Annotated in this window: 20 protein-coding genes; all 20 read right to left on the minus strand. The window is 42.9% G+C overall.

The annotated features are described in order from the left end of the window. Positions 1 to 147: 147 nt before the first annotated feature. The 20 genes from ACFOGI_RS15195 to ACFOGI_RS15290 all read right to left on the minus strand — a co-directional run bounded on the left by ACFOGI_RS15195 (position 148) and on the right by ACFOGI_RS15290 (position 19,760). Positions 148 to 1,143, minus strand: a complete 996-nt coding sequence (locus ACFOGI_RS15195) for a TAXI family TRAP transporter solute-binding subunit (RefSeq protein ID WP_390274374.1) — start codon at positions 1,141 to 1,143, stop codon at positions 148 to 150. A 37-nt stretch (positions 1,144 to 1,180) separates the two neighbouring features. Further along, complete coding sequence (locus tag ACFOGI_RS15200) at positions 1,181 to 3,121, minus strand: TRAP transporter permease (protein WP_390274376.1); 1,941 nt, start codon at positions 3,119 to 3,121, stop codon at positions 1,181 to 1,183. A 128-nt stretch (positions 3,122 to 3,249) separates the two neighbouring features. Continuing rightward, the gene (locus ACFOGI_RS15205) at positions 3,250 to 4,968 is read right to left on the minus strand and encodes a dihydroxy-acid dehydratase (RefSeq protein ID WP_390274378.1); all 1,719 of its coding nucleotides are present in this window, start codon (positions 4,966 to 4,968) and stop codon (positions 3,250 to 3,252) included. 26 nt (positions 4,969 to 4,994) lie between these two features. Further along, positions 4,995 to 5,720: a FadR/GntR family transcriptional regulator gene (locus ACFOGI_RS15210; protein WP_390274380.1), complete on the minus strand. Its 726-nt coding sequence runs from the start codon at positions 5,718 to 5,720 to the stop codon at positions 4,995 to 4,997. A gap of 260 nt (positions 5,721 to 5,980) precedes the next feature. Next, a complete protein-coding gene (locus tag ACFOGI_RS15215) occupies positions 5,981 to 6,451 on the minus strand; it encodes a hypothetical protein (protein WP_390274382.1) in 471 nt (156 codons plus the stop codon). Positions 6,452 to 6,760: 309 nt separating this feature from the next. Further along, on the minus strand, positions 6,761 to 6,850 hold the full coding sequence (locus ACFOGI_RS15220; protein WP_390274384.1) for a putative holin-like toxin: 90 nt from the start codon (positions 6,848 to 6,850) through the stop codon (positions 6,761 to 6,763). Between the two features lie 125 nt (positions 6,851 to 6,975). Then, positions 6,976 to 7,173: a hypothetical protein gene (locus ACFOGI_RS15225; protein WP_390274386.1), complete on the minus strand. Its 198-nt coding sequence runs from the start codon at positions 7,171 to 7,173 to the stop codon at positions 6,976 to 6,978. A 156-nt stretch (positions 7,174 to 7,329) separates the two neighbouring features. Beyond that, complete coding sequence (gene sda, locus ACFOGI_RS15230; protein WP_390274388.1) at positions 7,330 to 7,476, minus strand: sporulation histidine kinase inhibitor Sda; 147 nt, start codon at positions 7,474 to 7,476, stop codon at positions 7,330 to 7,332. Positions 7,477 to 7,524: 48 nt separating this feature from the next. After that, a complete protein-coding gene (locus ACFOGI_RS15235) occupies positions 7,525 to 8,211 on the minus strand; it encodes a hypothetical protein (protein WP_390274391.1) in 687 nt (228 codons plus the stop codon). Between the two features lie 12 nt (positions 8,212 to 8,223). After that, positions 8,224 to 9,069, minus strand: a complete 846-nt coding sequence (locus tag ACFOGI_RS15240) for a S1 RNA-binding domain-containing protein (protein WP_390274394.1) — start codon at positions 9,067 to 9,069, stop codon at positions 8,224 to 8,226. 85 nt (positions 9,070 to 9,154) lie between these two features. Beyond that, positions 9,155 to 11,410 (minus strand): type IV secretory system conjugative DNA transfer family protein, encoded by a 2,256-nt coding sequence (locus ACFOGI_RS15245; RefSeq protein ID WP_390274504.1) that lies wholly within the window; start codon positions 11,408 to 11,410, stop codon positions 9,155 to 9,157. 105 nt (positions 11,411 to 11,515) lie between these two features. Continuing rightward, positions 11,516 to 11,689 carry a Spo0E family sporulation regulatory protein-aspartic acid phosphatase gene (locus ACFOGI_RS15250; RefSeq protein ID WP_390274397.1) on the minus strand — a complete coding sequence of 58 codons (174 nt, stop codon included), beginning with the start codon at positions 11,687 to 11,689 and terminating at the stop codon, positions 11,516 to 11,518. A gap of 252 nt (positions 11,690 to 11,941) precedes the next feature. Next, positions 11,942 to 12,223: a hypothetical protein gene (locus tag ACFOGI_RS15255; RefSeq protein WP_390274400.1), complete on the minus strand. Its 282-nt coding sequence runs from the start codon at positions 12,221 to 12,223 to the stop codon at positions 11,942 to 11,944. 112 nt (positions 12,224 to 12,335) lie between these two features. After that, positions 12,336 to 12,560 carry a hypothetical protein gene (locus ACFOGI_RS15260; RefSeq protein WP_390274401.1) on the minus strand — a complete coding sequence of 75 codons (225 nt, stop codon included), beginning with the start codon at positions 12,558 to 12,560 and terminating at the stop codon, positions 12,336 to 12,338. A 16-nt stretch (positions 12,561 to 12,576) separates the two neighbouring features. Beyond that, on the minus strand, positions 12,577 to 13,626 hold the full coding sequence (locus tag ACFOGI_RS15265) for a replication-relaxation family protein (RefSeq protein WP_390274403.1): 1,050 nt from the start codon (positions 13,624 to 13,626) through the stop codon (positions 12,577 to 12,579). A 266-nt stretch (positions 13,627 to 13,892) separates the two neighbouring features. Continuing rightward, positions 13,893 to 14,552 (minus strand): hypothetical protein, encoded by a 660-nt coding sequence (locus tag ACFOGI_RS15270; RefSeq protein WP_390274406.1) that lies wholly within the window; start codon positions 14,550 to 14,552, stop codon positions 13,893 to 13,895. Positions 14,553 to 14,821: 269 nt separating this feature from the next. Then, the gene (locus ACFOGI_RS15275; protein ID WP_390274409.1) at positions 14,822 to 15,904 is read right to left on the minus strand and encodes a peptidoglycan DD-metalloendopeptidase family protein; all 1,083 of its coding nucleotides are present in this window, start codon (positions 15,902 to 15,904) and stop codon (positions 14,822 to 14,824) included. Positions 15,905 to 15,919: 15 nt separating this feature from the next. Continuing rightward, entirely contained in the window at positions 15,920 to 16,597 is a 678-nt protein-coding gene (locus ACFOGI_RS15280; protein ID WP_390274412.1) for a hypothetical protein, read from the minus strand. A gap of 18 nt (positions 16,598 to 16,615) precedes the next feature. Beyond that, complete coding sequence (locus ACFOGI_RS15285; protein WP_390274415.1) at positions 16,616 to 19,057, minus strand: CD3337/EF1877 family mobilome membrane protein; 2,442 nt, start codon at positions 19,055 to 19,057, stop codon at positions 16,616 to 16,618. Positions 19,058 to 19,130: 73 nt separating this feature from the next. Beyond that, entirely contained in the window at positions 19,131 to 19,760 is a 630-nt protein-coding gene (locus ACFOGI_RS15290) for a hypothetical protein (protein WP_390274417.1), read from the minus strand. Between the last annotated feature and the right edge of the window lie 5 nt (positions 19,761 to 19,765).

A 19,765-nucleotide genomic window follows, 5' to 3' on the forward strand; every position in this document is an offset into this window, starting at 1 on the left:
TTTCCCCTCTACAATTATTTTTCCTTCCTTGTACTATACTCTTTTTGAGATGGTAACTTTTTGTCGATTAATTCTATCTTCGATCTATAAAAGAATATAGGGCAAGGCTTCTTCCTTGCCCTAATAAAGGTTTAAGAAGCTAAAAGTTTAGTCTTCTTCGTATAAATGGTCTGGAATATCAATCCCTTGCTCCTCATAAAATTTAAGAGCACCAGGATGTAATGGAGCAGGTAACCCATCCAATGCAGATTCAAGCTCTATGTTCTCTGCTGAAGCATGAATTGCATGTACTTCGTTAAGATTTTCATACATTGATTTTGTTAACTGATATACCACATCCTCATCAAGGTCAGCCCTTACAGCCAGCAAATTAGGCTGGGCAATGGTTGTTATATCCTCATCTGTGTTTGGATAAGTTCCGGCAGGGATATTAAATTCGAACCATGCACTAGCAACTTCATTAATAGCTTCTAATTGTTCGGGAGTCACTTCCAATAAGGAAGCATCCACACCACTTGCATACATATCTGTGATTGCTGCGACCGGTGTGCCACCAGGTAGTGAGCCACCATCCAAACGACCATCTCTCATTGCAGAAATAATATCATCATGCCCTAGATGTTCGGGGTCAACATCATCTCTCGAAAGACCAACTCCCTCCATTATTGCAAGAGTAGAAACCTCAGTACCGCTGGCTTGAGCACCAATAGAGAAAGAAGAACCTTCAATATCTGAAATTGTACCGCTTTCAATGGCGTCATTCATCAAAACAAAATGTTCTACATTTGGCCATAACATCGAGATAGTACGTAAATCCTCATAAGCGTTTCCTTCAAAATTCGCGACTCCATTATAAGCTCTGTCTGCCATCAAACCTTGCACTATTGCTAAATCCGCTTCCTCATCTCTCATTAAATCAATATTTTCCACAGACCCAGCAGAGGATTGTCCAGTTACACTAATACCCTCTTCCTCAAAATGTTCCGTCCAAAAATTCCCCAACCCAACACCTATAGGATAATAAGTCCCCCCAGAGGGAGCTGTTGCCAATGTCAGAAACTGATTGGCATTTCCAGCTGATTGTGAGCACGCTGCAAGTACAAAGACAAATAGAACCATTGCAAAGCTTTTGATCATTCTCATTCTAAATTCCTCCTATTTTTGGTTTTATCTTTTTGTATTAGGCTACTGATGTTCGTTTATTTTTCTGTCTTCCCTTAAGACTATGGAAGACTAGTACCGCAATCAAGATAGTAATACCGCTTAAATCTGTTAGCAAGCCCGGCTTTATCAGTAAGAATGCAGTAGCAAAGAAAGCAACAGTTTCTGGGATGTTTAATTTGGCTGTTAAGTAATTATTAGTAGCTACAGAAAAGGCAAATACACCTACCCCCCCTGTAACTAATGTGACAATAACATTTAAAATAGAAATCGGTTCCCCTGTAGAGGATTGCATAACCATTATTGGGTTATAGGCAATCATGAAAGGAATAATAAAACCAGGAAGAGCTATTTTTAATGCAGTCCATGAGGTTTTCATTGCATCTGCTCTCGCGATACCGGCAGCCGTATATGACGCCAATGCCACAGGAGGTGTAATATTTGATAAAACACCAAACCAAAACACAAATAAATGCGCTGCTACCGGGTTTACACCGGCTTCAATTAAAGCGGGAGCCACTGTAACTGCTACGACAATATACAAAGCTGTTGATGGAAGTCCCATACTCAAAACAATACAAGTAATCATAACCATTAAAAGAATTACCCAAAGATTTCCACCAGCAATTGAAATAATATTATATGCTATCGTTGATCCCAGCCCAGTCATCGTGACCACAGCTATGATAATACCCACTGATGCACACGCAATACCAACTTGAACGGATCCTTTTCCCCCATCAATTAATGCGTTCAAAAACTTAGTCAGATTGATACGATTTTCTTTTTCTGTGGTAAGCCAACTGGCTACAATAGCCAATATTATTCCAGCAAATCCTGCATATAGAGGAGTTCTCCCCATTATTAGCGCAACAAGCACAACTATAATTGGGAGTAAAAGTGCCCCTCGACTCTTAAGTACTTCCCATACTTGAGGGATAGAGTCTTTATTTAGTCCTTTAAGTCCTTGTTTTTTTGCTTCAATATGAATGGAAATAATCAAAGCTAAATAATAAAGAAAGGTAGGAATAATAGCTGCAAACACTATCACCGTATAAGAAACCCCTAAGAAACCAGCCATTATGAATGCAGCTGCACCCATTATTGGTGGCATGATCATCCCACCCGTTGAAGCAGTAGACTCGACTGCGGCTGCAAACCTAGGTTTTAGACCTATACTTTTCATTAGTGGAATTGTAAAACTTCCGGTGGTTGCAACATTGGCTACGGCACTGCCATTCAAAGACCCGGTTAGTGCGCTTGTCAATACAGCAACGTGAGCTGGACCACCTCTCCGCTGCCCTGCGATAGCAACTGCCAAATCATTAAATAACTTGGAAGCGCCACTTGCGTTTAGGAAGGCTCCAAATAAAATAAATAATACAATATAAGTAGAAGCAATAGATAGAGTCATTCCAAAGATACCTTCCGTAGTCATATATATACGATACATCAGTCTTTCTAAAGAAAACCCGGCATGACCAAACATTCCCGGAAAATAGGGCCCAAACAGAGCATAAATCAATGCCAAGCCAGACAATAAAGGTATAAATATACCTATTGCCCTACGTGATGCTTCTAGTAAAACCAGAATGGTAATCACCGCGAACACATAGTCTTGGAGGATAGGTTGTGATGCGCGTTCAACGTGTATAGTGGTATATGAAAAAAATATATACATTACACCGACAATACCAATCAAAGTTAAAATTACATCAGAGAGTTGAAATCTGGATTTTAAGGAATTTTTCCTGGGGGGATAGAGTAAAAAGGTTAGTATTAACAAAAATCCTAAAAATGCCACGTTTCTATATATTTCTTGTATGTTCATCAGCCCATTTACAGTGATAGCAAAACTGGATAGGGTAGCCGCTACAATACTAATAACCAGTTTTTGCTTTCCTGTTAAGTTTCTAATTTTCCCACCTGCCCCTTGCTCCTTCAACTGTTCATCAGCCATGTAATATCTCCTCCCTTTTGTTGATACAGTTGTTCCCCATTATATAGAAACGCTTACATCCTTAGGTTAACTAGTAGGCCTCCTTTGCCGTAACTACATTACTATTATACTTTTCTGCCCTAAAGCAATCAGCTATGGGTAAACCTCATAGATGTTTGACTCTTATTTGACGTTAGGAAATCAAAATCACAACCCTCATCTGCTTGTAGTACATGCTCTCTATACAATTTTGGATAGCCCCTGTCATAATCTGTGAAAACAGGTGGATTAAAGTCTAGTTTTCGTTTCTCTAATTCTTCTTCAGAGATTAAGACGTCTAACACACCTTTCTCCATATTCAATTCAATAATATCCCCCTCTTTAATCAATCCAATTGGACCACCAATTGCTGCCTCAGGAGCCACATGTAAAACTACTGAGCCGAAGGCTGTTCCACTCATACGACAATCAGAGATTCTTAACATATCCCTCACACCTTGTTTAAGTAATTTATCCGGTATTGGAATCATTCCTGCCTCGGGCATCCCTGGTGCACCAACAGGACCAGCATTCTGAAGAATCATTACACTATCTTTATCAACTTCTAGTTCAGGATCGTTGATTCTATTCTCCATATCCTCCAATGAATTGAAAACAACTGCTCTGCCTTTATGCTGGAGAAGTCTTTTTTCTATAACAGCTTTCGGCTTCATTATAGCTCCATTGGGTGCAAGATTACCGAACAAAACCCTAATACCTCCTTCAGGGTATAATGGATTATCTAATGGCTTAATAATATTTCGATAGACAGGGTTTACCACGATATCTTCTATATTCTCTCTCAAAGTATTACCTGTAACAGTTACTTCTTCTAAGTTCAGTAATGGCTCCATTTCCTTTAGTAAAGCCGGAACTCCACCAGCATTATAAAAATCTTGCATTTGATATTCTCCTGCTGGTCTGAGATTTGCCAAGAATGGAGTGGAATCGCTAAGCTCATTAAAGCGGTCTAATTCCAAGTTAATCCCCAGCCTTTTTGAGATAGCAGTTAAATGAATTACCGCATTAGAGGATCCTCCAACAGCCATAAGAAGCCTAATTGCGTTTTCAATAGCCTTCTCTGTCATTATGTCAGAAGGTTTTATATTTTTTTCTACTAACTCAACGATACTTTTCCCTGTTTCCTTTGCGAGACGAAGTCGTTCATTCACTGTGGCGGGCGTAGCAGCTCCCCCAGGCAACATCATTCCCATTGCTTCAGCACAAGATGCAATTGTACTGGCAGACCCCATAACCATACAATGGCCAGCAGTAGGAGCAAGTTGGGCATTTATATTATTTATTTCTTCCTCACTAACTTCTCCAGCTTTATATTCCTGCCAATAGAAACGGCAATCAGAGCAGGCACCCAAAGTTTGTCCATTGTATTCTCCATTTTCCATAGGGCCACCAGTGAATAGAATTGCTGGTTTATCAGCACTAGCAGCTGCCATTAGCTGCGCAGGGGCCATCTTATCACAGCCACCAATTAGCACTACACCATCTATAGGTTGGGCAGAAATCATCTCTTCAGTATCCATTGCAACCAGGTTTCTATACAGCATTGTAGTAGGACTAGTAAACATCTCACCTATTGAGATGGTTGGAAATTCAAGAGGAATTCCTCCAGCCATCAAAACACCCTGTTTGATAGCGGCTACCATTGGCTGTACATGAGAATGACAACGGTTAACCTCACTATATGTATTACATATACCAATTACTGGTTTTTTAAAATCTTCTTCGTCATAACCAAGGTTTCTTCTGAAAGCCATCTTTATAAATTCACTAAACCCCGCATCTCCATAAGAAGTGCTTTCTCTTTTCATAATGAATCCTCCTCTATAATATTTGATTACAATGATGACCCTCTTTGACTTATACTCTCATTGAGATTGGTATAGCCATAAATCACCACCTCTTTATTACTCTCCATGTGGGAAGCCATATACTCACGAGCTTTCTTTGATTCCCTTTTCTCTATTGCCTCAGCAATCATAAGATGATAATTAACCGCCTTTTCTTTCATTGGTTGAATATTTGTGTAAGATCTAGCTTTCCTTAATTTATCCTGTAATTGCTCGTACATTTCAATTGACACATCATTATGAGTGGCTTTAACAATAAGTAAATGGAAATACATATCCTCTTTTTTAGTTGATTTGTTTAGTTGGACTAACTTTTCCATACGTTTTGCAGAATCCATAATCCCTTGAATCTCAGTCTGGTAAGCCTGTTGAGCAGCAATTTCTGCAAAAGCCGGTTCTATAATACTTCGAACCTGTATTAAGTTCATAAGTTCAATGATTGAGGCTGAAGGCTTCAACTTAGCATTTTCTTCTAAAACTTTATCCTTGCCGAGCTCATTTAAGAAAGTCCCTCGTCCTTGTTCAATTCGGAGGATATTTCTGCTTTCCAACACCCTAAAAACTTCCCTAATTAGTGAAACGCTTACATTTAATTTATTAGCAAAATCTGTTAGGTTCGGCAATCTATCCCCTTGTTGCCATTCACCTGATTGCAAGATGTCTTCAACTTTAGTCATAGTATTATTAAAACGATGATTATCACGAATTGACACTATTTTTCCCTCCCTTCTAAATACATCTGATATATCTTTAAAAATTAATATACATCAGATGTATTTAAGGGTCAAGCCGTAAATCCAAATTTTCTCAAAATTTTTCTTATTAATAACATTTCGATCGTGGTATAGGAAGATTTAAATAATGAAATAAAATCGTGAAAAAAAGCCAGTTAACCCCATCTACATGGGTTTAACTGGCTTTCCTTATCTATATTTATTAAGCTTTTGTTCTCCTTTACAATTTAGAATTCTATTTACACTCTATTTGTAAATTGGAAAATCAACCTGACGATGAAAGATATCCCAATAAATATGAGTAACCCAAAAAACAGATTTTTTACCGTCATCCAAAGCATACTAGGCTCCCCACTATCTCCATCGCTTCCTTTAATTCGTGTAAATTCTCCAATTTCTTGTTCTACTTCTCCATCGCTTACTTTATAAAGAAGTGTATCTCCATCTGTTAATTCAAAGTACACCTCTGTAACCCAATCTTTATAATAATAATAAACGTCATCCTGTACAACTTCTAAACTATCTCCGTCTCTCTCATATTCTACTGTAAACATATCTTCTATATTTATTGTTGCTGTATTATTATCCATAATTTTAATATCGTACCGCGGTTCGCCGTCTGTGCTATATTCTCCATAAAACTCCGGTTTACCACACGCACTAATAACCAAAAGCATAATAAATATGGCAAATATATATATTCTTTTCACTTTATCACCTCCTCTTGAAATTACACTTTAGGATGGGGAAAAGACTAGTATTATAACGAACAACCATCTTTATGACTATTTTGAATTAAAGAATCAGGGTTTTCAACTCCTAATTAATATCAACTGGGTTTCGGAGGGGTATCTTAACTTAGTTTTAAAATCGAATAACTTCAGGTATAATAAATATATAATCATCGCATAAAATAAAAAGAGACCGCCAGTGCGGTCACACTAGCGGTCTTGTACAACAGCCCTTCAAGGGGGCGGCTCACAGAGTGGGAAAATAACTACCCAAACGCTTGCCAGCTTTTATGGGTGGTTATTTTTATGACTTGACTGAATCGCAACCAGCAGTGTTCCAAAGGAAATCATCAGAACCAACGATTCAAATACTGTCATCAGGCATCACCGCCTTCCGATATGGAAGTCAGGGAGTGAGCCACTACCCATGAATGCCTTGCTGTACAGGATAAGTATAGCAAAGATTACCGTTCAATAATAGAACATATCTTCTCTTAGTTCATTTATGCTTGCCTGTTTAGACGATTCCTCTTACCCATCACCGATTTCACTTTCCATTGTTTATCCGTTTCCATGTTATCATTTAGCTTATATGCGAATTTCTTAGCTGTTTGAAGATCCGGGAACGTTTTAGGTGTTTGGCTGTTGGATTTCGTCAGTATCTCAGTTGAATCTTTTATTCTCCGTACAAGAATAAACATTTCATTCAACTCCCTTCATGATTCAGCTAGACTCGCTCTGGTATCATTTTCTCATATCCCTCCTTATATATGTGGCAATTAACAAAATCGTCATTATCCTTTAAAATCCGTAAATTATTGAGCCTTCATTATACATCTCTGCCGTAAATGGAAAGGTTAATTTTTGGATGATTGCCTTAAACGATGCCACAATTGTCTCCTCTCCAGCTCCTCTTCCAACAAAGAGATGAAATCTCCATCTAAATTCATAGACAGAGCCTTTTCATACGCATGGATCAACAGTTCATCTGATAGATGTTGCAACGTCCTCCCCCTTTTTTCTCCTTCATTCAGATAGACACATGAGATAAACTAACCTTCTTTGACAAATTCCCCATCTTGATTCAGCAGATAAAACAACTTTCCCTCGCCTGCATGTAGGTCTTCATCCGTGGTGATACGCAACTTTATTTCTCTAGCATACATCGCTAAGGGCTGGAGATGGTTCAAGGACTCCACCACAATGATAAGCCGTTCCTGTCCAATCCCTTTCCATTTCAGGTGCATGATCAAGTCCTTGATGTCACCCCGGGATACATAGATATAGAACAGCTTCCCTTGAAACTCGATGGCCCCTGTAAAGGGTTCGGGGGCTGGGATGATTGTCGACTCGGGAAGATATGGATACAGTTCAAAGAACATCAATCGTTTCAAAACGTCTTTCATTCGGTATTCCACCCAGTAGTTCGGTTCATAAGGGACACCGGCAATCACCGCTCCCACCTGTCCCAACGTATAAACAGGCATGATTTGCTTGTTCACACACAGTTCATGACGCACGATTTTCTGTTCTTTTTCCATCCGTTTCAATCGCTTTTTCGGTAAGCGGAACAACCGGGAGAGCTGTCTTCCCCCGGCTATTCCTATCTTAGCTATCGCATCCAATGCGGCACATTCCTTGGGTGATTCGTCATTGACATAGTTCATTTTTTTCAAGTTGGACGGCAGGCGTTTCCAGTGCAGTTCCCACGGCCGTTCGATAGAGAAAGGGCTTGTCATTGGGATGCCTCCTTATAATACCCGGGTAATGCGCGTGCGGATCTGTTCTTTCTCCGTATTGATGTTATCCACGCGCACCAGTACCCGGTCGTCTTTTTGGACGTTCTGGAATTTCAAGTGACTGGAGAGGGAATCGACTCCCGGTTCCAACCGGACGAACACGCCATATTCCCGGACTCCTGATACCTTTCCAACGTATTCCCCGTTCTTCTGGTACCGTTTCACGCAATCTGGCCATGGATTCTGTTGCAGGGCCTTCGCGCTGACCTGTACTTCCTTCTTGTCCTCGTCGATGGACAAGACTTTCACTTTCAAGGCATCGCCTTCCTTGAATTCCTCATGCAGATCGTCAATCCAACCGTAGCGAATCTCCGCTATCGGGAGGAACACCTGAATGCCGCCGATATCCCCGAGCATATAGTCATCGCCCACGTGGCGGACGACTGCCGGGATGACATCGCCTTCCTCTATTTTCCGGAGGGTGATGTCAGCCATCTTTTCCAGCGCCTTGGTCCGGGACCCGGTGAACAGTTCATTCTCCTGGTCGTAATTGAGCACCATGAAGGCGATATCTTGTCCCGTCATGGAACGCAGCTGCCGGAGGTTCTGCGCCCCCGTGAATTCCAGCGGAATCAATCCGCGAATCGAACCGACACGGACGACTGCACAGGCGGTCTTCTCTTCCCCGTCCGGTCCTACTTTTTCGATGCCGGAGATCGGGGCATAAAGGATTTTGTTGTTCTGGTAGGCTCCATAGATTTTCATCCAGTTCTCCATCGTGTGGTCCTGCTCCTGGTCCACCATCTTGGCTGGGTCAAACCCCTCGATCATTACCTTTTCATCCAATTCTTCTGCCATTACAAATCTCTCCTTTTAAAGTGATTTTGAATTCCTTTTAGATACTTTTATATAGAAAAAGCCCCTCTCTCTAGAGAAGGACTTTCTAATCCCAGAAGCCGTCGCTGGATGCTTTGGGTTTTGCCGTTTCTAATTGGTTCTTGTGTTCCATTTCTTGTGTGCTTTCTTCCTCTTGCTTTGAGGCTTCTGTGGCTGACTCGTCATTCTCTATTTGTCCCTGCAGATAATCTATAGGTGCATCCACTGGATTGGATGGTTCTGGCTCAGGTTTTTCATCAACCGATTTATTCTGTATTTCATCTTGATCTGCAACCGTAGGCGGTTCGTGCTGAACAGGTGTGGACGGTGGTTCTTCGTGCATTGATACGTGTTTTGTTTCTTCCATCGCCTGCCGGTCACCCCAGTGTCCAACAGTTCGCTCCATTGATGTGTGATTTGCAGGCTGAACCGTATGTGACTGTTGCAGGGTCCTGCTTACGTTTGAAATCCGTTTTAATCGAGCCATTGTCCCAGCCCCGGCTTTTTTCAACCCGTTATGCAGCCTGACCCTGAGGCGGTTGCCTTCCCACTCCCTCTTTTCCTTCCAATCGGCTGGCACCAAGTTCCCTCTCGCAAGGGAAGGTTTTTGCATGGCCGCTTCATACATGATTTTGTGAATGAAGCTGTATTTCGGCAGGTTATCCATGATGTCGGTCGGGTCGAAACGGTACTCCTCCGACTCTGTATCCCTATAGGAATCCGGGAAAAGGTTCGGCAGGAAGATCCGGTGTTTGTACGTCGATTGCCGCATGACGATCTTGTCCTTCCCGAATTCATCGGCAAATTCCTGTGCATCCCGGAAGCCGATGCCGTTGAAGCATAACTTGTTCCGGCAATTGGTCATGATGGCCTGCTTCATGGCACGCGGGCTGATATCCCCCGCTTCCACCTCCAGCTGTCCGAGGGATTGTGAAGCCAGAATGCCGGACACTTTGTAACTGGCAGCGAGCGACAGGAAAATCTCCACCTGCGGGTTGATGTAGCGTTTGTACTCATCGATGAACATGAAGTGCGGCGTTCTGGTGTCTTCGGTTCCCGGACGACGGAAGGTACCGTTCTGCAAATGCATTATAAGGAACTGTCCAAACGCATCCCCGGCTTTCTTGAGGGTTCCGAGAGCCGTATTCACGATAAGCACCCCGTCGTTGGCAAAGTGTTCATCCACCTCCAGGTCGCTTTTTCCGCACATGATGTTCTTCAACAGCTCATTGCTCGTGATATTCTCCAGCTGGGCGCGCAGGCCGATGACGAACTGTTTGTATTTCTCCGCCATGCTTCCGAGCAATTCATTTTCAATGGAATGGACGAGGTCGGTTTCCCCATCCCGCATCCGCAGCTCATTGGTCCGCTGCTCCAAGAGTTTCAAGTCTCTCAACGTCTCCAACACTTCCATCAGGTCCACTTCATCGCCCTTCAGTTCCTTCAACAGCCTGGTAACATTCCGGGCTGCCAGTTCCTGTACATTGGCGAAGAAGGCGTCCTGTTTCCCGAACAAGCCGCGCAGGACAATGACGGTGCCTTCCACCACATCTTCCACATTGCCCTCCATCGGATTGAACTTATGGGTATCCGGGCTGGTGGGGTCGATGTAAATATAAGGAATGTCCATTTCATCACAGAATTCCTTCACCTTCTCGGCGAACTCCCCTTTGGGTTCCACCACCGACAAACCGAGCTTCTTCCCCTGTTTCTTCTGCATGAGGAGTTGATAGATCATCGGCTCCAAAACTGATGCTGTTTTCCCGGACCGGGTAGCTCCGACCACGAGCATATGGGTGAACATGTCTTTTCCTTTCCACACGATCGGAGTGTCGCTATGTTCCAGAGAGTTTCCCAGCACGGTCACGATCTCCTCGCTGTTTTTACTCTTCGACTGTTTCAGGTCTTTTTTGTATTCCGTGTATCCTTCCTGCGGCTGTTCCGTAATCCGCTGGTTGCCCCTCTTTTTGCGATAGGCGGACTCCGCTCGCATGAACATAACATTCAAGTAGATTCCCAGCGTCCCGAACAGGAGGAGGGTCATCTTCATCATGAATTCCCTTGTCACCATCTGTTCCCATTGCCAAACCTCATATGCCATGGCACTGAGGAACATGACGATAAACAGCGTGACGGTAAGACCGACTAGGCGTTTCACCACGGGCGAAATGGTTATTTTCCCGCTCCATTTATGCATTAAATAGAATGCCAAAAGTGTTCCGGCTGCACCCAAAGGAAACAGCGGACTGGGGATGACTGCCCCCTGGAATAGGAAAAAGCATCCCGTCAACGCAAGAGTGAAGCCGATCAGGGTTATGGTCATTAGCAATTTGTATCACCTCATTATATAAATTGAGCATAAAAATAAGCACCGCTCACACGGTGCCCTTGCCATTTACCTTATTCTGTTTTTTGTATATATGGTTTTCTAGTATCGTTTTCCTTGTTGCAATTGATTTAAAAGGTTGTCCAATTGTTGGCTGCATCTGACGGTCATCGGGTCTGTCAGTCCTAACATCAAGCCGAATTGAATCATTTCCTGTTTTTTTCGCTTTATGAGTGCAGATAGGTCCATGTCCACGGGTTCGATCACTTGCTCCATGATTCATTTCTCCTCTTCTTCATCTTTAATAGGCCTTTCGTTTGAAGACCCAACGAAATTGATTATGACAACTTTCCATCATCAGGGCAACAGTTTCGACAAAAGAAGTCATATTACCGCGAATTTAGGTAGCCGATATGACAATCACTGTGTCGATGATTATCACATTCGCCTTTACTTTCAGTTTGAGCCATAAAAATAGCACCGTCATAAAGAACGGTACTGCATTGGAATGATTTTATTTCCTTATCGCTAACTCCTGATCCTATCCACCTTCTGCCTCCCCTTTTCCAATAGATACGAAGTTATCATACTGCATAAGGAAGCAAAAGATAAGAGATTGCCGTATGCCAAGAAATATATACTGTACCCGAAGTCAAAGCCGATACCAACGCTGCCGAGTATCAGACCAATCGTCAGTATAGAGCCGAATATCCAGAGATTAATGTCTGCACTAGTTTCATATCTTATTTGTATGGTTTTCAACATGATAGACGTTAGCAGGAAAGCAACGGTTACATGTAGATAGATCATTTTGCTTCTCCCCCTTGCTGTATATATTGTAGTGAATTGCAATAACTGTGCGGCTTAGTCTTATGTTTCTTCATATACCGGACTCTTTCCTGCATTATTAATCAAATATTTGCTAGTAGTTTTCCCTATACCGTCTCATATTCTCGATGGAAATCACATAAGCCAGCTCATCGGCGAGCAATACTTTCATTGCCTGCAATATCCGTTTTTGTATCTCCGGCTGAAAGGTTTGCAGTTCCTTGTTCAACGACCGTTCCGAATGGGTATGCCGGGTAATGCTTTTCAACTCCCTCAATATTTCATACGTAGGATAAGCATGCTGATTTTCAGCTATCATGTTTTTCCTCCTATCATTATTTGTTCCTCAATACCGGCTCCAATATCTCTCCACCTACTTCCAGAAAATGCACATGATGGACATGCTGCAGAAGTGATTCGTGTTTCGGGCGGAGTCCCGGATGTGTGAGCACCAGTACCTTGCGACCGTTACGCTCGTACCTGTCTTTCCGGTATTGCAGGATGTGTTTGATTTTGATGAGGTCGGTGTCCAGCAGATTGAGAAAGTACATTTCCTCACCTTGATAACGGACTATTTGGCTGAGCCCGTCTGGATGACCTCTTGCTGTATTGTCTGTTTCACTGGCTGGTACGTGGAGTATCCCACGGTATGCCAATTCTCTTATTACCTGTTCTTCATTTGCCCGGAATGCCAGAAGATAATTGATCCCGAATGTTTGCGGGAACACCTTCAGGCTTTTACACTCCGTGATGACCCTGCTGTCCATCAAGCGATCCACCACCTGGCTGAAGCTTTCCTGACCCTTCGTGAAGAAGGCATAGGTATCGAAAAATCGGTGCTGTTCCATCTCCCGGATGATTTTCTGCAAATTTTTGGCCGAGGTGCTGTGCAGGAATGTGTAAATGACAAAGGCCATGCCGTCCGGGGTTGTCACTCTCCCCTGCACATTGGTGGAACGGTTCAATCGGTACTGCTTCTTCACGTCCCGGCTGTCCTGGACCGTCCACCCGGCTTGTTCCAGCTTGATCAGGATATTGTTGGTGGTAAGCACGAAAGGCAGGTGGAACCGTCTGACCCGGAGATCGTCCGCTCGACGCTCCGCCGGATAGCCCTGCTTTCGCAAGCAGGCGATACCGGCCTCGCTGATGCGGTGGTAGTTGCCCTGTCTGCTTTGTCCCCTGATATAACCGCGTATCGGCTCCGACCGGATGTAGCCCGTATTGCGGAGGATGTTCAGCTTGCGATAGGTGTAGGGCATGCTCATCCCGTGGAATTCGCTCACCTGCCCGGTGCTCAACGCGCGGTAGTTGTATAGGTTTTTGAGTATCTCCACGTCCAATGGCTGGAGCTCTTTCACTACCGGCTTTTGAGTGGTTTTCGGCAATGTTTTCACCTCCTTTCTCCGTTCGTGCGGTGGCTGTTTTGTTTCGCCATTTCTTCGTGACCTCCGTACTGTCTCAACAAAACTATCCAAAAATCCCCTTACCCTCCCAGTTCGTACCCGAGTTCCATATATGCCTGTAAATTAACTGTGTTCAAGCAACACTGCATGTACAATATCAATTTAAATTCATATAAAATATTGAGCCATTTAAAAAAAGCTAATATTATACATAGGAAAATGTGTCATCCTCCATGTAAAACATTAGCTTACTTCCCCCATAATTCTTGCAAATGCTTTGTCTCCAGGTAGTGGCTCGTCTCCGGTTCTTCTGGCGCTTGTTGCCAGCCTTCTATCAGTCTCCTCCTACCGACCTCTGGTATCTTTTTCAGATGGTGGCTATGCTGTTCAAGATAGTTCAGGAAGTCCACCTTGTTCTCCTTCTCCAGGAGGTAGACTTGTATATGGTTCTGCTTATCTGGTAATCCTTCTTCAACAATAGATAGCTCCTTCCAATTATCATCCTCCACCAGCCTCGTCTGCCGGATCGCATCGATAATATACTTCCGATTCCTGTTATCCAAATCCCGAATGATACCATCCTTGAAGTGATGCTGAATAACTAAAACTGCGCGGTTCAACGGTGTTTCAACTTTGGAGTAATCATATTCCTCTAAGGTAATACGGTGATAATAGTTACGGATCAAGGCCAGATACTCCCTATCACCCTCTTTATACAATGGGAGCATCCCATCATAGGAAAACTGGTAGACCGGGTAACCATTCACCATAAGAGGTGTAGCTTTTGCCAAGGGGTTGCCCGGTGCAGAGGTATTCCTCTCTTCCGGTTCAAGTTCATATAGTCGCCGCATAGTCTCTTCCTTGAACAGTTCCACACATTTCAGTAATTCCAGGTAGTGTGTTCTCATTATTTCATCTTCCTCTCCCATGTCCGACGTGATTTTAGCTAAAGATACATTGATATACCTAAAAACTACTTTCCATTAGTCAGACGTTACTAGAAAAATAAGTTTACAATATAATGAACGTCCGACACAGACATAGCACATCTTTGTTATACTAGGATTCTCCCCCTAAATATATGTCCGACGTCTGTTCCCTCCGGCGTCGGACGGTTTAATTCATGCATGCCTTTACAGCGATACATCCACCCCCTTTTTAACGTCATACATATTGATTAACCTCCCAAGAACTTCTGCACATAAGGCATGGGATCAACTTGCTGAAAATCGCCATCTTCTTTAATATGGACTTCGAAATGCAGATGGACTCCAGTCGAATTACCGGTAGTCCCCATTTTCCCTATGACTTGCCCAGCCTTCACCTCTGTACCGACCGGTAGTCCCGGTTCCATCAAGTGCGCGTAGTATGTCCGCATTTTGTCTCCATGCTGAATAACAACCAGGTTTCCGAATCCACCGATACCGTTTTGGGAAACTACCACTTTCCCATCCATGAATGCGACAATCGGCTGTCCAAGGTCATTTCCTCCGGCCACGTCAATACCAGCATGAAAGTCCCGGTTCCCCCTTATTGTTCTGTAACCATATTCTGAAGTGAGGTTTTTCGTGTGAGGCACCATCCATGCCATGTCTCCATGGATTTCCACGTTGCCTCCCTCTTTCGGGTCGTACCCATCGTTATACAACTGGTAGTAATACAACACATCATCTGCATACCAAGTGGCATGGTTATAAGCCAATAACGCTTCTCGCAAGCCTTCATTCCCATTGATATAGGGAGACAAATGGTTGGCGGCAGCGAATATCGCGTCCTCTTCTTCCCACGGACTCGCCTTTCCATTACCATTTGCATCGACCCCGAATCCCCCGTACTCCTCAATTTTGTCTGGATCTGTCTTAATCTCTTCAGGTATCTCGACACCTCCCAGACCTTCGCAATCCGGATATTCCCAGCCCAGCCAGCTGCATGGCATGAATTGTAAATGTCCTTCAGCTTTTACCGGAGAAATCATATCTATGGAAGAGAACACCGTTTCGACTCGATGAACCGCTGCCAATAGAAGCCAGGGTATCCCGTATTCCTCTCCAGCATCTTTATAGATAGGAATGAACTGTTCGGGTATCTCTTCTTCCGCTATTTGTGATGGGGCATGATGATATAGATATTCTTCCTTCTCCCCAAACTCAAAACCAATAACAAATAATAGGATAATCCCCAGACCAAACAAGATGGCGAGACCACCCAGGAATCCTAAACCGATGAATGAGCCTAGTATCCATTTGATTATCTTCCCCATGGCTATCCACTCATTTTAATAAGGAACATTCAACATGTAGTTTTGTACTTTGAATGTCCCTTCTTCCTCTTTCATTTGGAGTGTATAATCCATGCTTTCTTCTGCTGTTTTATTTCCCTTACTGTCAAAAACGCTTCCTTGTATACGTACTTTCCAGATTAACTGCTCCTTGTTTGGTTCATAGGGTTCATAAACATCCATGGACTCTATTTCTTTATAGGACACCGCAGCTGTCGGCCTCGGATTCTCCCTTTTCAATTTCTGGTACATCTCATCGGTCATATATGGTCTGGCATTTTCGATATGTTCCTGTGGCTCCATCCCGTTAAAGGGATAATACTTTTCTGCGAAGTTTCTAGCTGCTTGACGAGATGCCTCAATTGCGTCTTTAGAAAAGTGATCGGCATATTGCCCTTCCGGAGGAGTGAGCTTTTCCATTTCAGGTATGTCGATTTGTACCTCCTCATCGTGTTCCTCCGTGATTACATCACTTTCCTTTGGCTGATCGTCTGTTGCAGGCTCTCCCACAGCTTCATAGCTTCGAACTTTCTCGCTCTGTTCCTTGCCGGAAGAGGGACTAGTCTGTTCCTCCAGTTGTTTCTGCTGGTTACCAACGAAAACAGCATAAATAAAAAGCGCAATGGCAACCGCCATCACGCTGTACACGATAATGTTTTTTGTTCTGTCACTCATTACTCGGTCACCTCTTTCCTAATCCAACGTCGGGTAGTCATCTTCCTTTTCTTGTGGTGGCATCGATTTTTCTAAAGATATCATATTGGCTGAAGCCGTATCTCTTTCCTTTACTTGCTCCCGGTAGCTATTAAAATTTGTTGTATCTGCCTCTGGTGGCTCTTTCATAGATGGCTCAGTTTCCTTTGGCTGAATGGATGTTCCTTCAGGAATCTCATTTTCTAATACGGGACCGGTAGATTTGATATGTCCTTGTCCCTCCATAGCTGGAACTGAATTACTTTCCATCTCCCTCTCCGTTACATTCCCTTTTTGGATGCTGCCTTCCATTTCCGCTGACCCCGTGATTGGTGAAGTTACATTTTCACTATATAAATCAGGGTTCTCATCCATCCACTCACTCACTTTATAAGAATCATCATGGAGTACTTCACTTTTGGCTGGATCAACAGACGGTGTGCTCGGAATATAATTCGTCTTGTCAGCATACATATCCGGTGAATCTTCTACCCAGTCACTAGATTTAGGCAAAGGCTGTGTTCGTATACTCGGGTGTTCACTTTCATTCTGCGAATCCATTCCGTTCATAGGGCGGAGGCGAGGATATTGTCCCTCTAATCCTCTGTCTTCTTGATTTACCTCTCTCTCCATTGGTTCAGCCTGCTGACTGGAGGAATCGGACTCCTTTATATTCTTAAGGCTTACACCTTGTTCACGTTGCTTGTCCTTAATAAGCTGGGACTGGCCACGTTCACCAAAGGAAGTGATATGATGAACTCCTTTACCTGACATATGATTGTTGTCCTGCTGATTTTTCGTTGCATTATCAGACGGCAACTTTCGTAAGGAGGCCATTTGATGTGAACGGTGAGCATGCATTCCGCTTTTGGCAATGTCACCGACATTCCCCTCTCCGGTTGCTGCCCTTCCTATTGCTCCACCTACATTCGCTCCTGCAATAGCTCCTGCTCCACCGGTTGCTACTGCCCCAACTGCTGCTCCTGCCGCCGTGCTGGTTCCCTGTACACCCTTTTTCAACGGGTTTGTCAAACTGCCCATTCCTTCTCTAAGTTCCTGAACACCTTGAGATCCAGCTGAGAATATGTTTCTAATCCTATTCCGTAGAAGGAAAATAAGGATTAACAATACAAAGTGGATGAGAGCCGCGGCAGTATATGCTTCCACCGGGCCGTTGTTATCTGCAACTATAAAATCAGCTTCGTATAATAGATCGGATATGGCAAAAACGACGAGAGCCGTAAATGATACGACGACTTTAAGAACCAATGGCAATCCCAATTCAATGAAATACCGTTTAACCACATTAAATTGTCCTGGAATAGCCCCAAACAGCAAAGCGAAAGGGGCGAAAATGGCAATCAGCATAAACCAGAACTGAAAGACCAGCAAAGCGATGGATAGCAAATAAATCGGAATGGACACAACCCCATTAATTCCCAAGTACATAACCGTAAAAGATAGCCGAGAACGGATATTATCGTAGAGTAAATGTTCATTTTGATAAGCATTTAGCTCACTAATTATCGCTTCATAACGTTCTTCTGAATTTGGCTGCTCCTTCAAAATGTTATTCACTCTATTAACAGCTTCGCTCTTGCTATCAGCTAAACTGTTCAAGTCGGTTTCCCCATACATCATATATAAATAGGGGCGATCTATAAACAATCCCCAAATGTTATCCTTCATTCCATCTTTTAGGCTCTCTTCATCTAGACGAGAGGTTGTAGAAGGTTGGGCTCCATCATCCACGTCCTTGGAGTTACCTGCTAAGACTAGAGAGCTTGCCTGTGTAGTGATTTGGTTCAGCCCAGTTAAAAATGGGGAGTAGTTTGTAAATAGCAGAATAGCAACCGTTAAAGCAAGTGTCGTCTGAATAATCGTTCCAATTGATGCAACCATCGATCTTTTCCATACCATGAGAAACGCAGCATAAATAACCGCAAACACGGCTGCAAAGATAGCTAGATTTCCGAAGATACCGGAGCTGGTGATATGTCCATCCCCACTTATCCCTGTTATGCCTCCCATGATATCGTCTAGTTTCTCAATGATTGTATTGATGAAGTTAAATTCATACGCAAAATCTAGGGAGGAGAGCATGAAGTTAGTCATAAGGATGTTCATATCAAATGCGATATTGGCTAGATAATTAAACATTTCACTCATTTTCTGTGTTATTTCATCAGTATTAAGAAACCAAAGATTGCCCCGGATATTATCCATGAAGTTTTCATCTTCATTTATATCTTCCGGAACCGCATCTAAATAATAGTATGATTTACCGCCTTCCTTGAAATCTCCTAACTGGTCTTCATGTGTCTCTTCCTCGACTCCCACACTATCCTCTGCATGTATTGGTTGTATAATTCCCATACCGATACTTAGCAAAATTACTAGCGTAATAACCCTATTTCTTTGACTCAAAATTGTTTTTTTCATATATGAGCATAAAAAATAACCCCTTCATAGAAGGGATTATCCTTAAGCTGAGTCCTCCTTTCATGTTTAGGTTCTACTCAAAACCATACTCATCTTCCTCAGAGTCTTCAGCTTTCTTATATGGATGAATAATTGTTCCTGAATCTTTACCATTTACATCTTCAGGTATACTGTCTATAAATTGTTTAATCTTCCACTCGCCTTCTTCGTTTTGTTTCATACTAATAAAGTTTGAATCTCCATCTTTAAACTCATAGCCTCTCCAAGGTTTGACATAGTATATAATCTCTTTAGAGTCTTCATCATAAACATAGTCATATCTTCGTATCTCATACTCATCGTTCAATTTATCAAAGTCTTTAAACCCTTCCGCTCCGGATTTCTTATATTTTCCATACTCTTCAGGGTCCACTAAGTCACTGGCATGCAAATCACTGCCATCTTCTTTCACAATACCTGTGACATATGGCTCGTTTTCAAGTTTTTCTTGGCCAGCTGGTGACAACATGGAATGTGCCTTAGGGATATTCAGCTCAAACCCAGCTTGGTAGAACTCTCGTGCTATTTCATCGGTTTCCTCAAATACCTTCTCCTTTTCCGTTTCAGCAGATTCGTCCGAACTAGCATCACTGTTTGATGAGCATCCAACAATCGTCAACAAGCTAACAATCAACAATGCCAGCCCTATCAATTTCTTGTTCATGTGTT

It is taken from the genome of Virgibacillus xinjiangensis, from assembly GCF_042643145.1.
GTDB classification, from domain to species: Bacteria; Bacillota; Bacilli; order Bacillales; family Amphibacillaceae; genus Virgibacillus_O; species Virgibacillus_O xinjiangensis.

Bases quoted from the DNA above. Each gene is read 5' to 3' on its own strand.
- ACFOGI_RS15195 (WP_390274374.1), bottom strand. From the start codon at position 1,143: ATGAGAATGATCAAAAGCTTTGCAATGGTTCTATTTGTCTTTGTACTT.
- ACFOGI_RS15200 (WP_390274376.1), bottom strand. From the start codon at position 3,121: ATGGCTGATGAACAGTTGAAGGAGCAAGGGGCAGGTGGGAAAATTAGA.
- ACFOGI_RS15205 (WP_390274378.1), bottom strand. From the start codon at position 4,968: ATGAAAAGAGAAAGCACTTCTTATGGAGATGCGGGGTTTAGTGAATTT.
- ACFOGI_RS15220 (WP_390274384.1), bottom strand. From the start codon at position 6,850: ATGACAGTATTTGAATCGTTGGTTCTGATGATTTCCTTTGGAACACTG.
- ACFOGI_RS15225 (WP_390274386.1), bottom strand. From the start codon at position 7,173: ATGTTTATTCTTGTACGGAGAATAAAAGATTCAACTGAGATACTGACG.
- ACFOGI_RS15235 (WP_390274391.1), bottom strand. From the start codon at position 8,211: ATGACAAGCCCTTTCTCTATCGAACGGCCGTGGGAACTGCACTGGAAA.
- ACFOGI_RS15240 (WP_390274394.1), bottom strand. From the start codon at position 9,069: ATGGCAGAAGAATTGGATGAAAAGGTAATGATCGAGGGGTTTGACCCA.
- ACFOGI_RS15245 (WP_390274504.1), bottom strand. From the start codon at position 11,410: ATGACCATAACCCTGATCGGCTTCACTCTTGCGTTGACGGGATGCTTT.
- ACFOGI_RS15250 (WP_390274397.1), bottom strand. From the start codon at position 11,689: ATGGAGCAAGTGATCGAACCCGTGGACATGGACCTATCTGCACTCATA.
- ACFOGI_RS15255 (WP_390274400.1), bottom strand. From the start codon at position 12,223: ATGATCTATCTACATGTAACCGTTGCTTTCCTGCTAACGTCTATCATG.
- ACFOGI_RS15260 (WP_390274401.1), bottom strand. From the start codon at position 12,560: ATGATAGCTGAAAATCAGCATGCTTATCCTACGTATGAAATATTGAGG.
- ACFOGI_RS15270 (WP_390274406.1), bottom strand. From the start codon at position 14,552: ATGAGAACACACTACCTGGAATTACTGAAATGTGTGGAACTGTTCAAG.
- ACFOGI_RS15275 (WP_390274409.1), bottom strand. From the start codon at position 15,904: ATGGGGAAGATAATCAAATGGATACTAGGCTCATTCATCGGTTTAGGA.
- ACFOGI_RS15280 (WP_390274412.1), bottom strand. From the start codon at position 16,597: ATGAGTGACAGAACAAAAAACATTATCGTGTACAGCGTGATGGCGGTT.
- ACFOGI_RS15285 (WP_390274415.1), bottom strand. From the start codon at position 19,057: ATGAAAAAAACAATTTTGAGTCAAAGAAATAGGGTTATTACGCTAGTA.
- ACFOGI_RS15290 (WP_390274417.1), bottom strand. From the start codon at position 19,760: ATGAACAAGAAATTGATAGGGCTGGCATTGTTGATTGTTAGCTTGTTG.